The following is a 25,466-nucleotide window of genomic DNA, read 5'->3' as shown; positions in this document are numbered from 1 at the left end:
CGCGGCCAAGTCCACAGCGCCGCCGCATATCAGACCGTCAGACGGCGACCACCTGGCTTTCGGCACCGATGGCTTCAAGGTTGAACGCGGCGGCGATCAACGCCTGGGTATAGGGCGTCTGGGGCGCCTCGAAGACCTGTCTTGCCGGCCCGCGCTCGACGACCTTGCCGTGGCGCAACACGATGACTTCGTCGGCAAGCGCCCGGACGACTTTTAGATCATGGCTTATGAAAAGATATGCCAGCCTGTGGCGAGCCTGCAGGTCGCGCAGCAGGTCGACGATCTGGGCCTGTACGCTCATATCGAGCGCCGATGTCGGTTCATCCAGCACGATGAAGCGCGGCTTCAGCACCAGGGCGCGGGCGATCGCGATGCGCTGGCGCTGCCCGCCCGAGAATTCGTGCGGATAGCGTTCGCGGGCGGCCGTCTCCAGCCCGACCTCGCTGAGCGCCCGGTCGATCATCCGGCTGCGTTCGGCCTTGCTGCCGATGCGATGGACTTCCAGACCTTCGCCCACGATCTCGCCCACCGACATGCGCGGGCTGAGCGAGCTGAAGGGATCCTGGAAGACGATCTGCATCTGCCGGCGCAGCGACCGCAGCTCGCGTGCGCCCAGCGTCTGCAGGTCCCGTCCATCGAACCGGATACCGCCCTGGCTCTTCTCGAGTCGCAGCAGGGCAAGCCCCAGGGTCGTCTTGCCCGAACCGGATTCACCCACCAGGCCGATCGTGTGTCCTTCGCGCAAGGCAAGACTGACACCGTCGACAGCCTTCACATGTCCAACCGTCCGGCGCAGGACGCCGCGCTTGATCGGGAAGTGCACCTTGATGTCGTCGAGCCGCAGGATCTCCGGCGCGGCGGGATCGGCCGCGACCGGCCGGCCCTTGGGTTCGGCCGACAGAAGATGCTGGGTGTAGCTGTGCTGCGGGTCGTCGAAGACCCGGGCGACCGGGCCCTGCTCGACGATGCGGCCCTTGGTCATGACGCAGACCCGGTCGGCCATCTTGCGGACGATGCCGAGGTCGTGGGTGATGAACATCAGCGCCATGCCGTAGCGCGCCTGCAGGGTTTTCAGCAGCTTCAGGATCTGTGCCTGGATGGTGACGTCGAGCGCCGTGGTCGGCTCGTCGGCAATCAGCAGGTCGGGCTCGTTGGCCAGCGCCATGGCGATCATCACGCGCTGGCGCTGGCCGCCGGAAAGCTGGTGCGGATAGGCATCGAGCCGCTTGGCGGCCTCGGGAATGCCGACCTGCTCCAGAAGCTCGAGGGTGCGCTTTCGCGCGGCGTCCCGCGACAGGCCCTTGTGCAGGACCAGCACCTCGTTCACCTGCCGCTCGATCGTGTGCAGCGGGTTGAGCGACGTCATCGGCTCCTGGAAGATCATCGACACGCGATTGCCGCGCACGTTCAGCAACTCACGTGGCGGCGCGCCGACCAGCTCGCGACCCTGGAAGCGGATGCTGCCCGTGGGATGCGTCGCCACCGGATACGGCAGTAGCTGCAGGACCGATAGCGCCGTCACCGACTTGCCGGACCCCGATTCGCCGACCAGGGCCACGGTTTCGCCGCGACGGACGTCGAAACTGACGCCTTTCACCGCCCGGACGGCATTGTCGCCGGTGCCGAAGGTCACCGACAGGTTCTGGACCTGGAGCAGGGTGTCGTCGCTCATGTCGGCACCCTGCGCGGATTGAAGGCGTCGCGCACTGCCTCGCCGATGAACACCAGCAACGACAGCATGAGCGCGATGATGAAGAAGCCGGTGAAGGCCAGCCATGGCGCATTGAGGTTGTTCTTGCCCTGCAGCAGCAGTTCGCCCAGCGACGGCGAGCCGACCGGCAGGCCGAAGCCCAGGAAATCGAGCGACGTCAGCGTGGTGACGGAGCCGGCCAGAATGAAGGGCAGGAAGGTGAGGCTCGCGGTCATGGCGTTGGGCAGGATGTGCCGGAACATGATGCGAACGTCCAGCATGCCCAGCGCCCGGGCCGCCCGCACATAGTCGAAGTTGCGCCCGCGCAGGAACTCCGCCCTCACCAGACCGACCAGCGCCATCCAGCTGAACAGCAGCATGATGCCGAGCAGCACCCAGAAGCTCGGCTGAATGAAGCTCGCCAGGATGATGAGCAGGTAGAGGGTCGGCATGCTCGACCAGATCTCGAGAAAACGCTGGAACACCAGGTCGACGAGGCCGCCGAAGTAGCCCTGGAAGGCGCCTGCGGCGATGCCGATGATCGTGCTCAGGATGGTGAGGGCGAGGCCGAACAGGACGGAGATCCGGAAGCCGTAGATCAGGCGGGCCAGGACATCGCGGGCCTGGTCGTCGGTACCGAGCAGATGCGCCCACGATGGTGGCAGCAGGGCCTTCCGCTCTTCGCCCTTTAGAACCGTGTCGTAGCGATAGGGGATGGGCGGCCACAGGATCCAGCCCTTCTCCTCGATCAGTTTCAGCAGCTCCTTGTCGGAATAGACGGCGTTGGTCGGAAACTCGCCGCCGAACGTCGTCTCCGGATAGTCCCTGAGTATCGGCGAGTAGAAGGCGCCATCGTAGCGGATCAGGATCGGCCTGTTGTTGGCGAGAAGTTCGGCGAACAGCGACACGAAGAAGAGAAGACCGAAGACGGCGAGGGACACCATGCCGCGCCGGCTGGCGCGAAAAGCAGCAAGGCGACGGCGACCGAGCGGGCTCATCAGGAGCGCGCCTCGAAGTCGATGCGCGGATCGACCAGGGTGTACATGAGGTCGCCCAGGATGCCCATGACGAGGCCGATCAGGCCGAAGAAATAAAGCGTTCCGAACATGATCGGGTAATCGCGATTGAGCGCCGCCTCGAAGCCGAGAAGGCCGATGCCGTCGAGCGAGAAGATCACCTCGATCAGCAGGGAACCGGTGAACAGCACGCCGATGAAGGCGGCCGGGAAGCCCGCGATCACGATCAGCATGGCGTTGCGGAACACGTGGCCGTACAGCACGCGGCGCTCGACCAGCCCCTTGGCGCGGGCTGTCAGCACGTACTGCTTGTTGATCTCCTCGAGGAACGAATTCTTGGTGAGGAAGGTCAAGGTCGCGAAGCCGCCGATCACCATGGCGCCGATCGGCAGCGCCATGTGCCAGAAGTAGTCGAGAACCTTGTCGATCGGGCCGAGCGAACTCCAGTCCTCCGATACCAGCCCGCGCAGCGGGAACCACTTGAAGTAGCTGCCGCCCGCGAACACGACGACGAGCAGCAGCGCGAACAGGAACCCGGGAATCGCGTTCAGCATGATCAGCGTGGTGGAAGTGGACACGTCGAAGCGCGAACCGTCGCGGACCGCCTTGGCGATGCCGAGCGGGATCGATATGAAATAGATCAGCAGCGTGGTCCACAGGCCGAGCGAGATCGACACCGGCATCTTGTCGATCACCAGGTCGACGACGCGCTTGTTGCGGAAAAAGCTCTCGCCGAAATCGAACACGAGATAGCTCTTCATCATCAGCAGGAAGCGTTCGCCGATCGGCTTGTCGAAGCCGTACATCTTCTCGATGCGTTGGATGAGCTCCTTGGGCAGACCGCGGGCGCCGCGATAGGCGCCGCCGCCGGAACTGTCGGTGGCCGATTTGTTGAGCGTCTCGCCGCCGCTCGAGCTGCCGGAGAAGCGTTCCGTGGCGTCGATCGACGTGCCCTGGATCTGGGCCAGCATCTGCTCGACCGGGCCGCCGGGTGCCGCCTGGATGATGACGAAATTGACCACCATGATGCCGAACAGCGTCGGCACCACCAGCATCAGACGGCGCAGGATGTAGGCCAGCATGGGGTGCCTGCCGCCTACTTCCTCTCGCCGCGTTGCAGGGCTCGGTCCTTGGCTTCGTCGATCCACCAGGTGTCGAAGGCAAAGGGGGCGTAGCGTGCGCTCTGTTCGGGCCGCCCGAATCGGTTCCAGTAGGCCACGAACACCTTGTTGTTGTGCCAGTTGGGCACGACGAAGTGGCTCCACAGCAGCACGCGATCCAGGGCGCGGGTCACCGTGATCAGGCTCTCGCGGTCGGGTGCGGCGATCAGCGTGTCGATCAGCGCGTCGATGGCGGTGTTGCGAATGCCGATCGAGTTGCGGCTGCCCGTCGTGTCGGCGGCTTTCGAGCCCCAGAAATCGCGCTGTTCGTTGCCCGGCGACAGGGATTGGCCGAAGCCTTCGACCATCATGTCGTAGTCGAACTCGTCCTCTCGGCGCTTGAACTGCGCCGTGTCGACCGTGCGCACGTTCATGTCGATGCCGATGCGCTCGAGGTTCTGCTTGTAGGGCAGGACGACGCGTTCGAAGCTGGCGTCGCTCAGCAGCATCTCGAACGCCAGCTTCTTGCCGGACTTCGTCTCCGTCATCTTGCCGTCCTTGATCTCCCAGCCGGCCTCCTTGAGAAGCGCCAGCGCCCGACGGGCGAGATCGCGGACATTGCCGGTTCCGTCCGACTCCGGAAGCTTGAACTCCCTGGTGAAGACCTCATCGGGGATCTTGCCGCGCAACGGCTCGAGGTATTTCAGTTCGGCCGGCGTCGGCAGGCCGGACGAGGCGAGTTCCGAATTCCCGAAGAACGAGACGTTGCGCCTGTACATTCCGTAGAACAGGTTCTTGTTGGTCCAGGCGAAGTCGAACATCGTGGCGATCGCCTCGCGCACGCGCCGGTCCTTGAAATAGTCGCGGCGGGTATTGAAGGCGAAGCACTGCATGCCGGTCGGCAGTTCGTGCGGGATCTCGGCCCGCTGGATGCGGCCGTCGCGCACCGGCGGGATGTCGTAGGCGGTGGCCCAGTTGCGCGCGATGTTCTCCTGGCGGATGTCGAGTTCGCCCGCCTTGAAGGCCTCGAACTGAACCGTGACGTCGCGATAGTATTCGTAGCGGACGACGTCGAAGTTGCTGCGCCCGCGATTCATCCAGAGATCCTTCGCCCACCAATCCTCGACCCGGCGGTAGGCGATGGAACGCCCGACGTCGAACGTGTCGACGCGGTAGGGCCCGCTGCCGAGTGGAATCTCGAGCGAGACCTTCTCGAAATCGCGGCTGGCCCACCATTTGGACGGCAGCACCGGAAGCTGGCCCAGGATCAGCGGCAGCTCCTTGTTGGTGTTGTCACGGAAGGTGAAGAGGACCTTGCGATCGCCCACCTTCTCGGCCTTCAGCACGTCGTGATAGTAGAAGGCATAGTTGGGCGAACCCTTGGCCTTCAGGATGTCGAAGGTGAAGATCACGTCCTCGACGGTGATCGGGCTGCCATCGTGCCAGCGCGCCTGTGGCCTGAGCGTGAACGCCACCCAGGAGCGGTCTTCCGGCCATTCGATGGTCTCCGCGATCAGCCCGTATTCGGTCGAGGCTTCGTCGCGCGAATTCCAGCACAGCGTATCCCAATTCAACGTGATCCCGGCCGCGGGCTGGCTCTTGACGATGAACGGATGCAGCGAATCGAACGTTCCGCGCGCGCCCAGCTTGACCGCTCCGCCCTTCGGGGCGTTGGGATTGAGATAGTCGGGCGGGCCCGCGTCGGCGGCATATTTCGGCGTACCGTGCATGGCAAAGCCATGGCTCACGTTCACTTTGGAAGAGGTCTGCGCCCGTACGATTGCCGGTCCGCCGATGCTCGATCCGCCGACCCAGAGGGCTGCACCGCCCGTCAGTATGCCGCGCCGTCCGATCGCCATCCGATGCGCTCCCAAAGTCAGCCAGTTCCCACACCCTATATATAGCGTGCCGGAGTTGGGCCGCACTATGGCCGCCGGGTTACATCACTGTCAGCCTTGGGTCGCGATCCCCGCGTCCCTGACCAGCTTGCCGTAGCGCGCGTAGTCGGCTTTCCACATCGCCAGGACCTCGGCGGGGGAGCGGGCGGCGGGAACGTAGCAACCGGCTTTGGCAAGCCGCGCTTGCGTTTCCGGGCTTTGAAGGGCCTTCATCGCCGCACCGTGCAGGCGGGTGACGATGGCCGGCGGCGTGCCGGCGCGAACCGCGATGACATACCAGCTCGTCACCTGGGCATCGCCGAAACCCGCTTCGGCGAAGGTCGGAACGTCGGGAAGCTGTGGCAGCCTCTTTTCGGCCAGGACGGCGAGCGCCCGCAGCTTGCCCGCTGCGACGTGCTGATGGGCCAGCGGCCCGGGCAGGAGGCCGACTTGCAGGCGGCCTTCCAGCAGGTCCGGCATTCCCGGCGGGATTCCCTTGTAGGGAACCGAAACCATATCGAACTTGGCATAGCTCTTCAGCAGTTCGGCCGAGAGGTGGATCGACGAGCCATTGCCCGGGTTGAGGTAGTGCAGTTTGCCCGGATTGGCCTTGCCGTATTCGACCAGTTCCTTGAGCGACTTCACCGGCACCGAGGGATGGACCGTCGCGACCGAGGTGGCGACCGCGATGAAGGCGGCCGGCTGAAAGTCGGCGATGGGATCGTAGGAGACTTTTTGCAGGTGCGGCGCCACGACATGCGAGATGGTCGCCATCAGCCAGGTGTTGCCGTCGGCCGGGGCCTGGGCCACGAGCGCCGTCGCGATGGTCGAATTGCCGCCGGGCTTGGGCTCGACGATGACCGTCTGGCCGAGTTCAGTCTGCAGGGGATCGGCGAGCGAGCGTGCGACGATGTCGACGATGCCGCCGCCCGGGTAGGGCACGAGAAAATGCGGCGGCTTGTCGGGCCAGGTTTGCGCCGACGCTCGCGGCGTGACGGCCAACGCCGCGACGGCACCCAGCGCGGTGCGGCGGTTTATCTTGTTCATTGTTGCCCTCCCTGCAGGCTTGTCGCGACGTTACGTATCGGATGCCGCCTTGTCATCAGTCCCGGGCCTCGGGGGCAGGTGCCCATCCGTCCGCAGTGGGAAACTCGACCCCGGGTTTGTCGGTCTCCAGGTTTGACTTCGTGCCGGGCGCGTCTCAGGTTTAGCTTATGACCGACACCATGAACTTCGCGCCGGAATACGACGTCCCGCTCGACTACATGCGGCGCACGCGCGATTACTACCTGGCCCTCGGCTACGACAATCCCTATCGCTGGGCGCACTATGTGGATGCCCCCTTCCAGCCGCTGAAGAAGCCGCTGAAGGACAGCACGCTGGCACTGATCACGACGGCGGCGCCTTACCAGCCCGACAAGGGCGATCAGGGCCCCGGCGCGCTCTATAACGCGGGCGCCAAGTTCTACACGGTCTATTCGGGCGACACCGCGGTCGATCATGACACGCGCATCAGCCACATCGGCTACGACCGCAGGCACACCACGGCCAAGGACAGCAACACCTGGTTCCCGCTGCCGCTGATGCGCGAGTTCGCTGCGCAGGGTCGCTTCACGCTCGCGCAGCGCTTCCATGGCGCGCCGACCAACCGCAGCCAGCGCGTGACGCTGGAAACCGACGCGCCGGAAATCCTGGCGCGCTGCCGGCAGGACCAGGTTGACGCGGCGCTGCTGGTGCCTACTTGACCCGTCTGCCACCAGACCGTGAGTCTGGTCGCCCGATATCTCGAACGGAACGGCATCCCGACGGTGGTCATGGGCGCGGCGAAGGACATCGTCGAATATGCCGGCGTGCCGCGCTTCCTGTTCAGCGACTTCCCGCTCGGCAATTCCTGCGGCAAGCCGCACGAACCCGATACGCAGGCCTTCACCCTCGACCTGGCGTTGAAAGTCTTCGAGAGCGCCATCGGGCCGCGCACCACGGTGCAATCGCCGCTGCGCTGGACCGAGGATGGCGACTGGAAGAACGACTACAACAACATTGCCCGCATGCCGCCGGAAGAGGTCGCCAAGCGGCGCGCCGAGTTCGACAAGGTGAAGCAGGTCGCACTCAGCCAACGCAAGCAGGCGGGCGTCGCCTAGGGATCGTGTCGACATGAGTAAGCCGTTTGCGGGCGTGAAGGTTCTCGATTTCACGCGCGTGCTGGCGGGGCCCTATGCCTCGTACCAGCTGGCTCTGCTGGGCGCCGACGTCATCAAGGTCGAGTCGCGCGAAGGCGACGACATGCGCTACGGCAACCGCGCCAACGAGTGGGAGAAGCGCGGGCTCGCCGCCCCCTGGATCGCCGTCAATGCCGGCAAGCGCTCGATCACGCTCGATCTCAAAAAGCCCAAGGCAATCGAGGCCATCAAGCGCCTGGTCGCCAAGGCCGACGTGGTGATCGAGAATTTCCGCCCCGGTGTCATGACCAATCTCGGCATCGGCTACGAGACGCTGCGCGTTCTCAATCCCAAGCTGATCTATTGCGCGGTGTCGGGCTTCGGCCAGGTCGGCCCGCAGGCCAAGACGGCGGCCTTCGACGGCATGATCCAGGCGATGTCGGGGCTGATGTCGATCACCGGCTTCGAGAACAACGGGCCGACGCGCGTGGGCTTCGCCGGCGCCGACGTGATGTCGGGCGCGACCGCGGCACTGGGCGTGGCCTCGGCGCTGTTCCAGCGCACCCACACCGGCAAGGGACAGCTCGTCGACGTCGCCATGATCGACGCCGTGATGGGCTATCTCGCCCAGCAATTCACCGAGCACTTGGTGACCGGCCGCGTGCACGGCCAGGCCGCAAACCTCTCGGTGACGCGCAAGCCCACGGGCAATCTCTTCAAGACCAAGGATGGCTGGATCGTGCTCGCCGTCATGACCGATCCGCAGTTCCAGCGCCTGATGAAGGAAGTGGGCCGCCCCGATGCGCTGGCCGATCCCAGGTTCGTCGACTGGCCGACGCGCATCGAGAACAACACGGCGCTGCACGAGATCATCGAGGAGGCACTCAAGCGCGAGACCTCCGCCGCCTGGACGGCGCGCTTTGCCAAGTCGGACATTCCGGCCGGCCAGGTGCTGAGCATTCCCGAGACCGTCCAGCTCGACCTCTTCCAGCACCGCACGGTGCTGCAGTCGGTCGACACGCCGCATGGCCCGATCAGGGTCGTGGGCTCGGGCTTCCGCCTCGAGCACGGCGGCGGCTCGGTCGAGCGTTCGCCCGCGACTCTGGGCGAGCACACCGACGAGGTGCTGGGCGAGGCGGGCTATTCCCCGGCCGAAGTCGCGGAAATGCGCGCGGCCAAGGTCGTCTAACTGTCCTCAAGGACGCAACCCTAGGAATTGTGTGCCTATGGGTTGATCGCCATAGTTGCTACTCTCGAACGCCCATTGACTGGAATGGTGCGACAGAGGCCCTTTGCAATGGCGATAGCACCTATTCCTAGAACGGCCGCAGAAATTCACCTCACGGAATGCCTAAAGGAAGGTCAGCGAGCGACTTTCGATCGGCAAGGGCCAGATCGATCAGTTGGTGCCGACTTTCTACGAAAGATAATTCTGGCGCGCCTGTTGGATCCTGCGATTGCGCCTCTTGGCTTCGTTATCACGGGCGCAAAAATTCGAGGTAATCTCGACCTTCGCAATTTCGGCACCTCGACGAATCCACTGCCGACTCTCGAGCTCTCGCATTGTGATCTGGAAGGTACGCTGGACCTGACCGATTCATGCTGGAGTTCCGTAGTTCTTGAAGGAACATCATTGAACGGATTGGTTGGTGCGCGAATGCGCCTGGAAAGCGGTCTTCGTGCTGGAGAGTTGCAATTTGGCTCCCCAGGACAGGTCAATGTCGATTTGCAAGAGCTTCAGGCCGGCGCCGACGTGGAACTCTGGGGCCTTGGACGTGGAATAGCCGGTGGCACAGCCATCGCTGCAAATTGCACGCTCGACTTAAGACAGTGCCGTATTCAAGGAAGCCTGTTTCTTAGTGGTTCATTGATATCGAACAATGACCAAACAGCTCTTTCGTTGGATGGCGCCAGTGTATCGGGAAATATAATGATGTCCGCCTATGGCGGGCATGAATTCGAGGCGCGAGGCGTCGTACGTCTATTGGGAACGAAGGTCGGCCGTTGGCTTTCGATGATAGGTGCGCACATAAATGCACCTGGCCACACTGCTTTGATACTCGTCGACTGTGATATCGGCAATGGACTGAGTCTCTCTTCAACGGGCGATCGTCGTTTCGTTGTTCGAGGAACTGTGAACATCACTGATGCAAAGATTCGGGGGGCGCTTTCCCTCGAAGGTGCATTGCTCGAAGGTTCCAACAATAACGCACTGATAATGGAGCGCGCGGAAATCAGCGGCAGCGTGTTTCTTCGGGCATCGCAGAAATATCCTTTCGAAGCTCGAGGATGCGTCCGGCTTCTTGGGGCAGAGGTGGGAGGGCAGCTTTCGTGTTCTGGTGTTGTCTTGGAAAGCAATTCAGGGTCGGCGCTGTCGCTCGAGGGTGCGACAATTGGCAGGAATGTGCACTTCCGAAGTCGACACGGCCGAGAGTTTGAAGCGAGAGGTGAGCTTAATTTAAGAAGTTCAAAGATAGAAGGATCTCTTCGACTTAGTGGTGCGCATGTTTTTTCACCGAAAGCCAACGCCTTGTCTCTTCGGAACGCTCACGTCGGAGGCGATGTATCTCTGAACGCTAGGGGACGTCGACGCACAGAATTCGTCGGCGGGATTGATGCGGCTGGAGTACATATCGGAGGAAGCTTCGTATGCTTTGGTGCGCGCATAGACCGTCTAGAAGACGTTGCGATCTCGCTTGTCAGTGCGAATGTCGACGGTTCCATATCACTCAAATCAAGCAGCGCTTGTCGGTTCGAAGTAACCGGTGAAATCAGCCTCTTTGAGGCGAAGGTTGGTGGAAGCCTCGAATTTGAGGGTGCGAAATTGTTTAATGATCGTGGCTCGTCGCTTGCAGCGGACGGAATAACGGTTGCACGAGATGTTTTCTTGCGGGGCGACGGCAAACTCCCTTTTGAAGCTGTGGGTACAGTGAAGCTGATAGGTGCGAAAATCGGCGGAGATGTCGACCTTAGCCACGCTTGTCTTGTCTCTGGCGTAGGCAATGGGGCCTCCGGGGATGACTTTGAGACAGCCCTAGACTTGAGTCGTGCATCCATTCACGACGCACTCATCATCGAACTGGATCGAACCTGGACATCGGGCCGCATGCTGCTGACTGGCACTCATGTCAGTGAATTGCGAGACGGCGGTGGGCCTGCTTGGGGGCCAATGCCCGAGCGAGATGTCGGCAATCGCTTGAGGGGTGTTCTTCTCAATCTGGATGGCTTTGTCTACGACCGGGTGGCAACTCCCGAGGGCAATCATGGGGTCATTGGTAATGATCGAATTCAATGGCTGGAACGGCAATACGTAGGGCAGCGTCCTAGTAAGTATGATTTTTTCCCCCAGCCCCATGAGCAGCTCGCGAGGGTATTGCGTCTTTCTGGACACGATGAGGACTCGAGAAGCATTTCCATCAATAAATTTGATCATCAGAATCGATGCTGCGCCAATGGCGCTGGCATCCGAATCCTGATGACGCTTTTCGGCTTATTCTTTGGCTATGGCCATCGTCCCGGCAGAGCGGTAGGCGCCGTAGCGCTTTGGGTCTTCATCGGCTGGATAGGAGTTAATCTTGCAATGAAGCTGCCTGATCCTGCGTTGGTGAAAGCAACTGTCGGCGTGGAGATCGTCCGATCTCTGGCCGACCCCGATACAAGCATTCGCTCGCCAGCGTTCAATCCGCTTAGGGATCGTGCGGAAGATGGCAATGTGCGCTATGGCCAGCATCCACCTGTCGCGGTTCGAGATGTTCCCTGCACCGATATCACCCCTGTTCTCTATGCCTTGGATACAATGCTCCCGGTGGTTGGCCTCCATATGGTCGATAAGTGCGAGATATCCGAGGAAAGGTGGGGTTGGCGTATTCTGCGCGCAGTCTATTCGGTGCTGGGCTGGGTCATCGTGGCGTTTGCGGCCCTGACATGGACTGGAGTTTTGCGAAGAGAAAGTAACTAGCTGAAGTGTCGATTCTTCGTTTCTGCTGAATTGATACGGCAAAGTCGATTTGCAAGTTCAGCAGGTCTCTGCTATAAAAACATCTAGAGTGGGCATCTTTGCACCCGCTCCAACCAACGCCCGCCGGACCGATCCGCGGGCGTTTTTCTTTGCCCAAACAGGACCTTCAAATGACCCGGATCAAACGCTGCTGGCGGCCGCAGGGCCGCTTCCTGCGCGAGTTCGCGCGCACCTGTTCCGTCTCCGCCGCCTGCCGGGCCGCGGGCCTCGCGCGGCGCACCGTCTACAACTGGCGCGACGCCGATGCCGACTTTCGCGCCCGCTGGGGGTCCGCCCGCGACGCGGCGTCGAGCGGCTGCGCGACGAGGTCATGGAGCGCGGCCTCATCGGCGCCGAGCGCCCGGTATGGCATGACGGCCGGATCGTCGATCAGATGTCTGTGCCGGACCACCGTGTGCTGTGGAAGCTGCTGCAAGCAGTGCAAGCAGAGACCTACGGTCCGCTCGCTGCCGAGCTGCGGGCCAAGCGCGAACGCGATGCCGAATTCAGGCGCCGGCTCGACGAGGGCGAGAAACGGGTGGCCGTCTACGAGGCCGAGATTCGCGCCCAGGCTGCGCGCAACAAGGAGAAATCCGATGACGCCGGGTGATCGGGCTCGATGGCACAGAAGATCAGGGGGCGATTCGCCTGTGTGCTCAAGCGCTTGGAGGCGAAATGTGGCACAGGCAGCGGAACAACCCGTGGCACAACGAGGTGTGCCACGAAACGGTCCACTTGACCGTCGCGAACGGGGGGCTAGGTTGGCCTCGTCCAAGGGGGGTCCCGACAAGGGGCTGAGATACCGACGGTCGCCAGATTTGGCGTCAGCGCGGTGACCCTTTGAACCTGATCCGGGTCATGCCGGCGAAGGGACTGGATATATCTCCTTTGCACGACACCGCCGGGTCTCCGTCTGCCTTCTAGCCACGGGAGATCCTCGTCATGGACACGATCGTTTCGACACCGGAGCCCAAGGTCACCACCGGGCCGCTGCCGTCCTCGCACAAAATCTACGTCTCGCCCGAGGCCGCGCCCGACCTCAGGGTCCCGCTGCGCGAGATCACGCTTTCAAGTGCCCTGGAGCCGCCCGTCCGCGTCTACGATACGACGGGTCCCTACAGCGATGCGGCGGTGACGATCGACGTGCGCAAGGGCCTTGCGCGCACGCGTCGGGCCTGGGTGATTGAGCGCGGCGGCGTCGAGGAATACGACGGCCGGCCGATCGCGCCGATCGACAACGGCAATGTGAAGGCCTCGGCGCTGCAACCGTTTCCCAACACGCAGCGGCCGCTGCGTGGGCTCGACGGCAAGCCGATCACCCAGTTCGAGTTCGCCCGCGCCGGCATCATCACCAAGGAGATGATCTACGTCGCGGCGCGCGAGAATCTCGGCCGCAAGGAAATGCTGGCGAGCGCCGAGGAGAGCCTGGCCGACGGCGAGAGTTTTGGCGCGGCGCTGCCGGCCTTCATCACGCCGGAGTTCGTGCGCAGCGAGATCGTGGCCGGCCGCGCCATCATCCCGGCCAACATCAACCACACGGAACTGGAGCCGATGATCATCGGCCGCAACTTCCTGGTGAAGATCAACGCCAACATCGGCAACTCGGCGGTCTCTTCCTCGATGGAGGAAGAAGTGGAGAAGATGGTGTGGGCGATCCGCTGGGGCGCCGATACGGTCATGGATCTTTCCACGGGCCGCAACATCCACGACACGCGCGAATGGATCGTGCGCAATGCGCCGGTGCCGATCGGCACCGTGCCGATCTATCAGGCTTTGGAGAAGGTCGGCGGCGATCCGACCAAGCTCGGCTGGGAGGTCTTCCGCGACACTCTGGTCGAGCAGTGCGAGCAGGGCGTCGACTATTTCACCATCCACGCCGGCGTGCGCCTGGCGCACGTGCCGCTGACCGCCAAGCGTGTCACCGGCATCGTGAGCCGCGGCGGCTCGATGATGGCGCAATGGTGCCTGACCGAGCACCGCGAGAGCTTCCTCTACGAGCACTTCGGCGACATCTGCGACCTGATGCGCAAGTACGACGTGTCGTTCTCGCTGGGCGACGGTCTGCGGCCGGGCTGCAACGCCGATGCCAACGACGCCGCCCAGTTCGCCGAGCTCACGACCTTGGGCGAGCTCACCAAGGTCGCCTGGGACAAGGGCTGCCAGGTCATGATCGAAGGCCCGGGCCACGTGCCCATGCACAAGATCAAGGCCAACATGGAGAAGCAGCTCCGGGAGTGCGGCGAGGCGCCGTTCTACACCCTGGGACCGCTCGTGACCGACATCGCGCCGGGCTACGACCACATCACCTCGGGCATCGGCGCCGCCATGATCGGCTGGTTCGGCACGGCGATGCTTTGCTACGTCACGCCCAAGGAGCATCTGGGATTGCCCGACCGCGACGACGTGAAAGTGGGCGTCATCACCTACAAGATCGCCGCCCACGCCGCCGACCTCGCCAAGGGGCATCCTGCGGCGCGGCTGCGCGACGATGCGCTTTCCAAGGCGCGGTTCGACTTCCGCTGGATGGACCAGTTCAACCTCTCGCTCGATCCGGCGACGGCCGAGAAGTTCCACGACGAGACGATGCCCAAGGAGGCGCACAAGACCGCGCATTTCTGCTCGATGTGCGGGCCGAAGTTCTGCTCCATGCGCATCACCCAGGACATCCGCGAGTACGCCAGGAAGGGCATGGACGAGATGAGCGAGAAATTCCGCGCCGGCGGCAACGCGCTCTATGTGCCCGAGAAGGCGGCGGACTGACCTTCGGGCTCATTTGGCCCCGAATCGCTCGTGATTCGGGGGCTTTGGGGCCGGCAAGTCTCCGCGCCTTGCGCCGCGTCGACCGTCGGGGGAGACTCCGGCGGTTCGGTTCGTACTACAGACGAACTGTATTTATTTGAGGCGTATGGAGACGATGAAACGGCTGCGGACCCTTCTCGGGATCGGCTTGGGGCTTGCCGTGGTGGCAGGCGCCGGCTGGTATATTTCGCAGAACGGAACATCGCCGGCTGTGCGCCCGGCAGGCCGCCTTGGGGCGGGTGTGGCCGTGCCCGTTGGACTCGCCACGGCGACCAAGGGCGACATTCCCGTGGTGCTGCGGGCGCTTGGCACCGTAACGCCGCTCGCCACCGTCAACGTCAAGACGCAGATCACCGGCCAGCTCACCGAGGTCCATCTCAAGGAAGGCCAGCTGGTGAAGCAGGGTGACCTGCTCGCCGTGGTCGATCCGCGGCCCTACGACGTCGCCCTGCAGCAGGCCATCGGCCAGATGCAGCGCGACGAGGCCCTGCTCAAGAATGCCCAGACCGATCTCGAACGCTACAAGAAGCTGGTCGCCCAGGATTCTCTTGCCCGCCAGCAGCTCGACACCCAGCAGGCCCTGGTGCGCCAGTACGAGGCGGCACTGGTCATCAACCAGGCGCTGGTCGACGCCGCCAGGCTCAACGTCACCTATACCAGGATCATCGCCCCGCTGACCGGCCGCATCGGCCTGCGCATGGTCGACAAGGGCAACTACGTGACCATGGGCGATGCCACGAGCATCTGCGTCATCATCCAGGTCCAGCCGATCTCCGTGATCTTCACCATTCCGGAGGATTCCCTGCCGGCGGTGCGCGAGCGCCTGCGGGCCGGCGCGTCGCTCGAGGTGCGGGCCCTCGACCGCGCCCAAAAAGTCGAGCTGGGCGCAGGCAAGCTCGACACGACCGACAACCTGATCGACGTGACCACCGGCACCGTCAAACTCCGCGCCATCTTCGAGAACAAGGACGAAAGCCTGTTCCCCAACCAGTTCGTGAATGTCCGCCTGCTGGTCGACACCGTGAAGGACGCCACGATCGTCCCGGTCGCCGCCATCCAGCGCGGCCAGCCCGGAATCTTCGTCTATCTGGTCAAGGCCGACGACACCGTCGAGATCCGGGTCGTCGAGCTCGGCGCGACCGACGGCGAGAGGGTAGCGGTGACGAAAGGCCTGCAAGTGGGCGATCAGGTCGTCATTGATGGAACCGACCGGCTGCGCGAGGGCGCCAGGATTCGCAAGCCTTCGGCCGGTCCGAGAGGCACGTCCGGTTCGCCCGTCGCGGCGGCGCCAGCGGGCGGCGGCGCAGGACGGCCGGCACGGTCGAACCAGTAGTCCGGCCGCGACATGAATCCGTCGCGGCTTTTCATCGAACGGCCGGTCGGCACCTCGCTGTTGATGGTGGCGATCATGCTGGTGGGCATGATCGCCTACAAGTTCCTGCCGCTGTCGGCGCTGCCGCAGGTCGACTATCCGACGATCCGCGTGCTGACGCTCTATCCCGGTGCCAGCCCCGAAGTCATGACCTCGTCGGTCACGGCTCCGCTCGAGCGGCAGTTCGGCCAGATGCCCGGTCTCAACCAGATGACGTCGACCAGCTCGGCCGGCGCTTCGGCGATCACACTTCAATTCGACCTGGCGCTCGGTCTCGACATCGCCGAGCAGCAGGTGCAGGCCGCCATCAATGCCGCCGGCAACCTCCTGCCGGGCGACCTGCCGGCGCCGCCGATCTACGCCAAGGTCAATCCGGCGGATGCGCCCGTTCTCACGCTTGCCGTCACGTCGAAGACCGAGTCGCTCACCAAGGTCCACGACCTCGTCGACACGAGGCTCGCGCAGAAGATCTCGCAAGTCGCCGGCGTCGGTCTGGTCAGCCTCGAAGGAGGCCAGAAGCCCGGCGTCCGGATTCGCGCCAACCCCACGGCGCTGGCCGCCTACGGGCTCAATATCGACGACCTGCGCACCACCATCTCCAACGCCAACGTCAACACGCCCAAGGGCAACTTCGACGGGCCGGCGCGGGCCTACACCATCAACGCCAACGATCAGATCACCGATCCGGGCATCTTCCGCGACGTCGTCGTTGCCTACCGCAACGGCGCCCCGGTCCGGCTGAAGGACGTCGCCACCGTCGAGGAGGGCCAGGAAAACAACCGCATCGCGGCGTGGGTGAACGGCACGCCGGCGGTGATCGTGAACGTCCAGCGCCAGCCCGGCGCCAACGTCATCGAGGTGGTCGATCGCATCAAGGCGCTGCTGCCGCAGTTGCGCGGCTCGCTGCCGGTCGCGCTCGACGTGACCATCGTCACCGATCGCACGCTCACCATCCGCGCCTCGGTGCGCGACGTGCAGATCGAGCTCACCTTCGCCGTGGTCCTCGTCGTCGCCGTGATCTTCGCCTTCCTGGGCGATGCGCGCGCCACCGTGATCCCGAGCCTGTCGGTGCCGCTGTCGCTGGTCGGCACCTTGGCCGTGATGTACCTCGCAGGCTTCAGCCTCAACAACCTGTCGATCATGGCACTCACCATCGCGACCGGCTTCGTCGTCGACGACGCCATCGTCATGATCGAGAACATCGCCCGCTACATCGAGCGCGGTGACGATCCCAAGACGGCGGCGCTCAAGGGCTCGCGGCAGATCGCCTTCACCGTGGTGTCGCTCACGGTGTCGCTGATCGCCGTGCTCATTCCGCTGCTCTTCATGGCCGACGTGGTTGGCCGCCTGTTCAGCGAGTTCGCGGTCACGCTCTCCGTTACCATCCTGATCTCGGCCCTGGTGTCACTCTCCCTGGTGCCGATGATGTGCGCCCATCTCCTGAAGCGGCGCCCGGCCGTCCCGACCGCCACTCCCGCGGGCGAAATCGAGAAGCATGCCGAGGCGCAGGCGCTGGGGGCGCGCTGGTTCGCGCGACTGATCGACCTCTACGACGGCTGGTTGATCGTGGTGTTTCGCCACCAGCCGCTCACGCTCCTGGTCGCTGTCGGCACGATCGTGTTGACCGTCATGCTCTACGTCGCGGTGCCCAAGGGCTTCTTCCCGGTGCAGGACAACGGCCTCATCCAGGCCGTCACGGAGGCGCCGCAAAGCGTGTCCTTCGCCGCCATGAGCCAGCGCCAGCGCGCGCTCGCGGAGGCGATCCTGGCCGATCCCGACGTCGAGAGCCTGACGTCGTTCGTCGGCGTCGACGGCACCAATCCGACCCTCAACTCGGGGCGCATGCTGATCAACCTCAAGCCGCGCCATGTCCGCAGTGCGACGGCCAGCGAGATCATCAGGCGCCTGCAGCGCGATACAGCGTCGGTGCCTGGCATCTCGCTCTACATGCAGCCGGCGCAGGATCTGACGATCGATTCAACGGTGAGCCGCACCCAGTATCAGTTCGTGCTGGAGAGCGCCCGGCCGGAAGACTTCGAGGTCTGGGTGCCGCGCCTCATGGAGCGACTGCAGAAGCTGCCCGAGATCGTCGATGTCACGAGCGACCTGCAGGGCAAGGGGCTGTCGATGTTCATCAAGATCGACCGCGATGCGGCGGCGCGCTTCGGCGTCACCACCGCCACGATCGACAATGTCCTTTACGACGCGTTCGGCCAGCGCATCGTGTCGACGGTCTACACCCAGTCCAACCAGTACCGGGTGATCTACGAAGTCGATCCGACGATGGCCGGCTCGCTCGACTCGCTCTCCAACCTCTACCTGCCGGGCTCGGTGAGCGGCAAGCAGGTGCCGCTGTCGGCCATCGCCACCTTCGAGGAGCGCACAGCGCCGCTCAGGCTCGACCGCTTCGGACAGTTCCCCGCCACGACGATCTCGTTCAACCTGGCGCCGGACGCCTCGCTCGGGCATGCGGTCGACGCGATTGTCGCCGCGCAAAGCGAGATCGGCATGCCGCGGTCGATCACCACCCATTTTCAGGGCGCGGCGCTTGCCTTCCAGAAGTCGCTCAACAGCCAGCTGCTGCTGATCCTGGCCGCCATCGTCACGGTCTACATCGTGCTGGGCGTGCTCTACGAGAGCTACATCCATCCCATCACGATCTTGTCGACCCTGCCGTCGGCCGGCATCGGCGCGCTGCTGGCGCTCCTGCTGGCGGGCTCGGACCTCAGCGTCGTGGCCATCATCGGAATCGTGCTGCTGATCGGCATCGTCAAGAAGAACGCCATCATGATGATCGACTTCGCCCTCGACGCCGAACGCCATCAGGGCAAGACGCCGCGCGAGGCGATCCACCAGGCCTGCCTGCTCCGCTTCCGCCCCATCCTGATGACGACGGTCGCGGCAATGGTCGGCGCCCTGCCGCTGATGCTGGGCTCGGGCACGGGATCGGAGCTGCGCCATCCGCTCGGTCTCACCATCGTCGGCGGCCTGATCGTGAGCCAGGTGCTGACGCTGTTCACGACGCCCGTGATCTACCTTGCCTTCGATCGGCTCGGCCGGCGGCTGCGCGGCATGCCGCTCGACACGCCGCGCCATCCTCTGGTCGTTCCCGGCGTCGATGTCGCCGAGGGTCGCCTTCCGTGAACCTGTCGGCTCCTTTCATCGCCCGGCCCGTCGCCACGACCCTTCTGACGGTCGGATTGGCGCTGGCCGGCATGGTGGCCTTCACCGGCCTGTCGGTATCGCCGCTGCCCAAGGTCGATTTTCCCACCATCCAGGTCACGGCCTCGCTGCCCGGCGCCTCGCCCGAAACGGTCGCTACCAGCGTCACCACGCCGCTCGAGCGGCGGCTGGGCGCGATCGCCGGCGTCAGCGAGATCACCTCGTCGAGTTCGGTCGGAAATTCGCGCATCACGCTGCAGTTCGACCTCTCACGCAGCATCGACGGCGCGGCGCGGGACGTCCAGGCTGCCATCAACGCCGCGCGCGCCGACATGCCGGCCGACCTGCGCAGCAATCCGACGTATCGGAAGGTCAATCCTGCCGATGCGCCGGTGGTGGTCCTGGCTCTCACCTCCAATACGCTGGGCCAGGGCCGGCTCTACGACGCTGCCTCCAACGTCCTGCAGCAGAAGCTGTCGCAGGTCACGGGTGTCGGCCAGGTCACATTGGGTGGCAGTTCGCTGCCGGCGGTGCGAGTTGAGGTCAATCCCAGCGCCCTGACGCAATATCGCATCGGGCTCGAAGGCGTGCGCGCCGCCATCGCCGCCGCCAATGCCAACGCGCCCAAGGGCGCGCTCGAGGTCGGCGAGAGGCGCTACCAGATCTACGCCAACGACCAGGCCCGGGTGGCCGACGAGTACCGCGCGTTGATCATCGCCTGGCGCAACGGCTCGCCGGTGCGGCTGTCGGATGTGGCCGAGGTCATCGATTCGACGGAGAACATCCGCAACGAAGGCCAGGCCAACGGCAAGCGTTCGGTCCTGGTCATCGTCTACAAGCAGCCCAACGCCAATATCATCGAAACCGTCGACCAGGTGAAGGCGCTGCTGCCCGAGCTCCAGGCGGCGATGCCCAACGACGTCGATCTCACGGTGGTCAGCGACCGCACCACGACGATCCGGGCCTCGCTCCGGGAGGTCGAGCAGGCGCTGATCGTGAGCGTGATCCTCGTGGTGCTGGTGACCTTCGCGTTCCTGCGCTCGGCCCGCGCCGGCTTCGTGGCCGCGGTCGCGGTACCGGTGTCGCTGATCGGCACGTTCGGCGCCATGTATCTGCTGGGCTATAGCCTCAACAACCTGTCGCTGATGGCCATGACCATTGCCGCGGGCTTCGTCGTCGACGACGCCATCATCGTGCTGGAGAACATATCGCGCCACATCGAGGCGGGGATGTCGCGGGTCGACGCGGCGCTGCAGGGCGCGCGCGAGGTCGGCTTCACCGTCGTCTCCATGAGCCTGTCGCTGATCGCGGTGTTCATCCCGATCCTGCTGATGAGTGGCATCGTCGGACGCCTGTTCCGCGAATTCGCCGTCACGCTCTCGATCGCGATCCTGATCTCCATGGTCGTGTCGCTCACGACGACGCCCATGATGTGTGCCTATGTGCTGCGCCGCCACGACGGCCGGACGCCGGGCCCGTTCTTCCGCGCCAACGAACGTGCCTTCGCTGCCTTGCAGTCGCTCTACGGGCGCAGCCTCGGGCTGGTGCTGCGCCACCCGCTGCTGACGATGCTGATCTTTCTCGCTACCGTGCTGCTCAACATTCACCTCTATGTGACCATTCCCAAGGGCTTCTTTCCGCAGCAGGATACCGGCCGCATCGTCGGCGGCATCCGCGCCGACCAGAGCATCTCGTTCCAGGCGATGCGCCGGAAGTTCCGACAGTTCATGGAGATCATCCGCGCCGATCCGGCGATCGAGAGCGTCGCGGGCTTCACCGGCGGCTTCCAGACCAACTCGGGTTTCGTCTTCGCCACTTTGAAGCCGCTCAGCGAACGCAAGGAATCGGCCGACCAGGTGATCGCCCGCCTGCGGCCGCGTCTGGCGCAGGTGCCTGGCGCCGTGCTCTTCCTCCAGGCGGTGCAGGACATCCGGGTCGGCGGCCGCCAGGCCAACGCCCAGTATCAATTCACGCTGCAGGCCGATTCGCTGCCCGATCTCTACACATGGGGGCCAAAACTGACCGAGGCGCTGAAGGCGGATTCGTCGGTCATCACCGACGTCGATTCCGACCAGCAGCAGCGTGGTTTGCAGGTCAATCTCACCATCGATCGCGACGCCGCGGCCCGGCTCGGCGTGTCGACCCGCAGCATTTCCGCCACGCTTTACGACGCCTTTGGCCAACGCCAGGTCTCGACCATCTACAACGCCCTCAACCAGTATCATGTCGTGATGGAGGTCTCGCCCGAGTACTGGGCAAGTCCGGAGGGCCTGAAGGACATCTACGTCAGCACCTCGGGCGGGGCGATCAGCGGTGCCCAGGCGACCGGCGCCATCGTCTCGGCGGCGCCGCTGAAACCCGGTGCCGTAGATCTGGCGCAGGCGGTCCGGAACCAGCGCACGAACCAGATCGCCGTCAGCGGTCGCGGCTCGGCCTCGACCGGGGCGGCCGTCAGCACCACGCCGGAAACGATGGTGCCGCTTTCTTCCCTCACCCGATACGAGTTCGGGACCACGCCGATTGCGGTCAATCATCAGAGCCTGTTTGTCGCCAGCACGATCTCGTTCAACCTGATGCCAGACAAGACGCTGAGCGATGCCATCGCCTACGTGAACGGCGTGATGAGCGAGATCGGCGTGCCGGCGACCATCCACGGCTCGTTCCAGGGCACGGCGCGGGCGTTCCAGCAATCGACGACCAATCAGCTCCTGCTCGTGCTGGCGGCACTCGTTGCCGTCTACATCGTGCTCGGCATCCTCTACGAGAGCTACATCCACCCGATCACCATCCTGTCGACCCTGCCGTCGGCCGGCATCGGCGCGCTGCTGGCGCTCAGGTTCGCCGGGGTGGAGTTCAGCATCATCGCCATGATCGGCGTGCTGCTGCTGATCGGCATCGTCAAGAAGAACGCCATCATGATGATCGACGTGGCGCTCGATCGGGAGCGAAACGAGGGGCTCGACCCGCGCATCGCCATCTACGAGGCAGCCCTCCTGCGGTTCCGGCCCATCCTGATGACGACCATGGCGGCCATGCTCGGCGCGCTGCCGCTGGCCCTCGGCTTCGGCGAAGGTGCCGAATTGCGCCGGCCGCTCGGCATCTCGATCATCGGCGGCCTGATCGTCAGCCAGATCCTGACCCTCTATACGACACCGGTGATCTACCTCTATCTCGACCGCTTCCGTCGCCGCGATCGCGACCGTCCCAGCCGCATTGCCCGCGCCATGGGTGGCATGGAGGCCCGGGCATGAGAGCAGGGTTATCGCACCTGGTCTTTCTTCTCCTCCCCCGCGCGTCCGCGCGGGGGAGGTGCCCGAAGGGCGGAGGGGGTCAGAAGTCTCATGCGTTCGCCCCTGACCCCCTCCGGCCTTTCTTCTCCTCCCCCAGACATGCCTACGAAGGCATGTCTGGGGGAGGAGAAGAAAGGCCATATGCGACAACGTTGGGCATGAGCGGCACTGGTCTGAGGCGGAGGGCGACGCTGCTCTGTCTGGCAGTGTCCCTGGCGGGTTGCATGGTTGGTCCCGACTACCAGCGGCCGCCGCCTGCCAGCCCGCCGACGGCCGAATTCAAGGAAGGGGGAGTCGATTTCCGGCTGGCCATGCCTCGCGATGCGGTCGATCGCGGACCGTGGTGGCAGATCTACAGCGATCCGACGCTTGATCGACTGGCCGCCCAGGTCGACATCTCCAACCAGACTCTGAAGGCCTCCGAAGCGGCCTACCGCCAGGCGCGCGCGCTGGTCCGCCAGGATCAGTCGGGCCTCTATCCGACGATCACCGCCACTGGCAGCACGCAGCAGACCGGAACCGGCACGCTGCGCGGCGGCGGCGCGGTCATCACGACCACGAACCAGAGCGGCAATGTCACCAGCAGCGCGAGCCAATATTCGGTGGGCGGCGCGCTGACTTGGGAGATCGACGTCTGGGGCAGCATCCGCCGCACCATCGAGGCCGATTCGGCGGCGGCCCAGGCCAGCGCCGGAGACCTTGCGGCAGCGCGGCTCTCGGCCCAGGCCGATGTCGCAATCAACTATTTCTCGCTGCGCGTTTCCGATCAGCGGACGCGGCTCTACCAGGAGACGGTGGCGGCCTACGCGCGCGCGCTGCAGATCGTGCAGAACCAGGTCGATGCCGGCATTGCCTCGCGGGTCGACCTCACCCAGGCGCAGACCCTCTACCAGCAGGCGCGGTCGCTTCTGGTGGCCGAAGGGATCCAGCGCGCCATATTCGAGCATGCGATCGCCGTGCTGATCGGCAAGGCCCCCGCCGAGTTCAACCTGGAACCGGGTGTCCCGCCGCAGAACGTGCCGACGGTCGACGCCGGCATCCCGTCGGTGCTGCTGGAACGGCGGCCCGACATCGCTTCGGCCGAGCGCCAGATGGCCTCGGCCAACGCCCGGATTGGCGTGGCGCAGGCGGCCTATTATCCGAACATCTCGCTGGGCGGCGCCATCACCTTCCTGAGTGGTGGATTCGGCACCTTGTTTCAGCTGGGCTCGTCGGTCTGGTCGCTCGGCCCACAGTTCGCCGCCACGCTGATCGACGGCGGTGCGCGTGCGGCCCAGGTCGAGGGCGCGCGCGCCGGCTACGACAACACGGTGGCGACGTACCGCCAGACCGTGCTGACCGCCTTCCAGCAGGTCGAGGACGCCCTTGTCCAGCAGCGCCTCCTGGTCCAGCAGGAGCAGGTCCAGCGCGCCGCCGTCGCCGCGGCGCGCGAGGCCGAGCGGCTGTCGCTCAACCAATACCGGATCGGCACCATTCCCTACACGACCGTCGTGCAGACCCAGACGTCGGCGCTGCAGGCCGAGCAGACCTTGCTCAACATCCGGCTCAATCGCCTGATTGCCAGTGCCAACCTGGTGAAGGCGATAGGCGGTGGCTGGCGCGCCAGCGACCTGCCGCCGCCGACACCGATCGGCGGCCTCGATCAGACGCCCCAGCAGACGCCCAAGCCCGCGACGCCGCAGAGCCCGTCGACAACGCCCGCCGCCCAGAGCGCCCCCGCAACCAAGGCGTGGTGGAAGCTCTGGTAGGCTTCTGCAGCGGCTGACGGCGATCTAGGATCGAGCCATGGCGGAACCAGCAATCCGCAAGATCATCCATGTCGACATGGACGCCTTCTACGCGTCCGTGGAGCAGCGCGACGATCCCGCGCTGCGCGGCCGTCCCGTGGCGGTGGGCGGGCGGGAGCGCGGCGTGGTGATGGCGGCAAGCTACGAGGCGCGCACCTTCGGCGTGCGCTCGGCCATGCCTTCGGCCACGGCCAAGCGGATGTGTCCCGAGCTGGTGTTCGTGAAGCCGCGCTTCGACATCTACAAGGACGTGTCGCGCCAGATCCGCGCCATCTTCCTGGAGTACACGCCGCTCGTCGAGCCGCTGTCGCTCGACGAGGCCTATCTCGACGTCACGACCAACCTCAAGGACATGCCGCTCGCCTCGGAGATCGCGCGCGAAATCCGCGCCAGGATCCTCGAGCAGACGGGCCTCACCGCCTCGGCCGGCGTCTCCTACAACAAGTTCCTGGCCAAGCTGGCCTCGGACCAGCGCAAGCCCAACGGGCAGTACGTCATCCCGCCGGAGAAGGGCCCGGCCTTCGTCGAAAGCCTCGAGGTGGGAAGGTTTCACGGCGTCGGGCCGGCGACGGAAGCCAAGATGAAGCGCCTCGGCATCCGTACCGGCGCCGATCTCAGGGCGCAGACGATGGAGTTCCTGCAGGAGTATTTCGGCAAGTCCGGGCCCTACTACCATGCCATCGCCCGCGGCCAGGACCACCGGCAGGTGGTGCCCAACCGGCCGCGCAAGTCGGTCGGCTCGGAGACGACCTTCATGCAGGATCTCGGCCGCCCGGCTGAAGTGGAGGCCGGCATCGCCTCTGTCCTGGAAGACGTCTGGAGCTATTGCGAGAAGAACGGTATCGCCGGGCGGACGGTGACGGTGAAGATCAAGTACGCCGATTTCCAGATCGTGACCCGCAGCCGCACGCTGCTCGAGCCGCCGGCCGACAAGGCCGCCCTGGAGCGTGTCAGCGTCGATCTGGTGCGTTCGATTTTCCCCCTGGAAAAGAAGGTGCGGTTGCTCGGCGTGTCTTTGCACAATCTCTACCGGCGGGACGAGGCCACGGCACCGCCTCAACTCACCCTGGGACTGGTTTGAGCAGGGCCGAAGGTGAAGTTGCAAGTTCAGCAGGTTTATGCCATGTTTTCTGTCAGGCTGGCGGGGATTGCGCCGGCCTCTTTCGTTTGTTCCGGCAAGACCTGCCCGCGGCCGCCCGCGGGTTCGCGCGCTCCTC

The 25,466-nt window shown here is 64.6% G+C and carries 15 protein-coding genes and 1 riboswitch; of the genes, 10 read left to right on the top strand and 5 right to left on the bottom strand.

All coding sequences use genetic code 11. The features are described from left to right. Nucleotides 1-37: 37 nt before the first annotated feature. The 5 genes from EPO55_RS11400 to EPO55_RS11380 form a co-directional block, all read right to left on the bottom strand. Nucleotides 38-1,672, bottom strand: coding sequence for an ABC transporter ATP-binding protein (locus EPO55_RS11400; RefSeq protein ID WP_296336913.1), 1,635 nt, complete (start codon nucleotides 1,670-1,672; stop codon nucleotides 38-40). Next, entirely contained in the window at nucleotides 1,669-2,688 is a 1,020-nt protein-coding gene (locus EPO55_RS11395) for an ABC transporter permease (protein WP_296336912.1), read from the bottom strand. Before EPO55_RS11395 ends, EPO55_RS11400 begins: the two co-directional genes overlap by 4 nt. After that, entirely contained in the window at nucleotides 2,688-3,788 is a 1,101-nt protein-coding gene (gene yejB, locus EPO55_RS11390; protein ID WP_296336911.1) for a microcin C ABC transporter permease YejB, read from the bottom strand. Before yejB ends, EPO55_RS11395 begins: the two co-directional genes overlap by 1 nt. A gap of 14 nt (nucleotides 3,789-3,802) precedes the next feature. Beyond that, nucleotides 3,803-5,665, bottom strand: a complete 1,863-nt coding sequence (locus tag EPO55_RS11385) for an extracellular solute-binding protein (RefSeq protein WP_296336910.1) — start codon at nucleotides 5,663-5,665, stop codon at nucleotides 3,803-3,805. Between the two features lie 90 nt (nucleotides 5,666-5,755). Continuing rightward, complete coding sequence (locus tag EPO55_RS11380; RefSeq protein WP_296336909.1) at nucleotides 5,756-6,730, bottom strand: tripartite tricarboxylate transporter substrate binding protein; 975 nt, start codon at nucleotides 6,728-6,730, stop codon at nucleotides 5,756-5,758. A 167-nt stretch (nucleotides 6,731-6,897) separates the two neighbouring features. Here EPO55_RS11380 and EPO55_RS11375 point away from each other — a divergent pair, with 167 nt between their 5' ends. The 10 genes from EPO55_RS11375 to dinB all read left to right on the top strand — a co-directional run bounded on the left by EPO55_RS11375 (nucleotide 6,898) and on the right by dinB (nucleotide 25,330). Continuing rightward, entirely contained in the window at nucleotides 6,898-7,824 is a 927-nt protein-coding gene (locus tag EPO55_RS11375) for a glycine reductase (protein ID WP_296336908.1), read from the top strand. Nucleotides 7,825-7,837: 13 nt separating this feature from the next. Continuing rightward, nucleotides 7,838-9,031 carry a CoA transferase gene (locus EPO55_RS11370; protein ID WP_296336907.1) on the top strand — a complete coding sequence of 398 codons (1,194 nt, stop codon included), beginning with the start codon at nucleotides 7,838-7,840 and terminating at the stop codon, nucleotides 9,029-9,031. Nucleotides 9,032-9,286: 255 nt separating this feature from the next. Next, complete coding sequence (locus tag EPO55_RS11365) at nucleotides 9,287-11,800, top strand: hypothetical protein (protein WP_296336906.1); 2,514 nt, start codon at nucleotides 9,287-9,289, stop codon at nucleotides 11,798-11,800. A 370-nt stretch (nucleotides 11,801-12,170) separates the two neighbouring features. Further along, a complete protein-coding gene (locus tag EPO55_RS11360; protein ID WP_296336905.1) occupies nucleotides 12,171-12,449 on the top strand; it encodes a hypothetical protein in 279 nt (92 codons plus the stop codon). A 154-nt stretch (nucleotides 12,450-12,603) separates the two neighbouring features. Beyond that, nucleotides 12,604-12,730, top strand: a riboswitch (TPP riboswitch). Nucleotides 12,731-12,781: 51 nt separating this feature from the next. Beyond that, nucleotides 12,782-14,599: a phosphomethylpyrimidine synthase ThiC gene (thiC, locus tag EPO55_RS11355; RefSeq protein ID WP_296336904.1), complete on the top strand. Its 1,818-nt coding sequence runs from the start codon at nucleotides 12,782-12,784 to the stop codon at nucleotides 14,597-14,599. Between the two features lie 154 nt (nucleotides 14,600-14,753). Next, nucleotides 14,754-15,971 carry an MdtA/MuxA family multidrug efflux RND transporter periplasmic adaptor subunit gene (locus tag EPO55_RS11350; protein WP_296336903.1) on the top strand — a complete coding sequence of 406 codons (1,218 nt, stop codon included), beginning with the start codon at nucleotides 14,754-14,756 and terminating at the stop codon, nucleotides 15,969-15,971. 12 nt (nucleotides 15,972-15,983) lie between these two features. Continuing rightward, a complete protein-coding gene (locus EPO55_RS11345; protein WP_296336902.1) occupies nucleotides 15,984-19,154 on the top strand; it encodes an MdtB/MuxB family multidrug efflux RND transporter permease subunit in 3,171 nt (1,056 codons plus the stop codon). Beyond that, nucleotides 19,151-22,423: an efflux RND transporter permease subunit gene (locus EPO55_RS11340; protein WP_296336901.1), complete on the top strand. Its 3,273-nt coding sequence runs from the start codon at nucleotides 19,151-19,153 to the stop codon at nucleotides 22,421-22,423. The genes EPO55_RS11345 and EPO55_RS11340 overlap by 4 nt, the downstream gene beginning before the upstream one ends. Continuing rightward, entirely contained in the window at nucleotides 22,420-24,210 is a 1,791-nt protein-coding gene (locus EPO55_RS11335; RefSeq protein ID WP_363718928.1) for an efflux transporter outer membrane subunit, read from the top strand. The genes EPO55_RS11340 and EPO55_RS11335 overlap by 4 nt, the downstream gene beginning before the upstream one ends. A gap of 37 nt (nucleotides 24,211-24,247) precedes the next feature. Then, a complete protein-coding gene (dinB, locus tag EPO55_RS11330) occupies nucleotides 24,248-25,330 on the top strand; it encodes a DNA polymerase IV (protein WP_296336899.1) in 1,083 nt (360 codons plus the stop codon). Nucleotides 25,331-25,466: the final 136 nt, after the last annotated feature.

The organism is Reyranella sp. (assembly GCF_004296935.1).
Taxonomy (GTDB): Bacteria; Pseudomonadota; Alphaproteobacteria; order Reyranellales; family Reyranellaceae; genus Reyranella.
The sequence above is the reverse complement of the archived record's forward strand: the minus strand, read 5'-3'. Positions and strand labels throughout refer to the sequence as shown.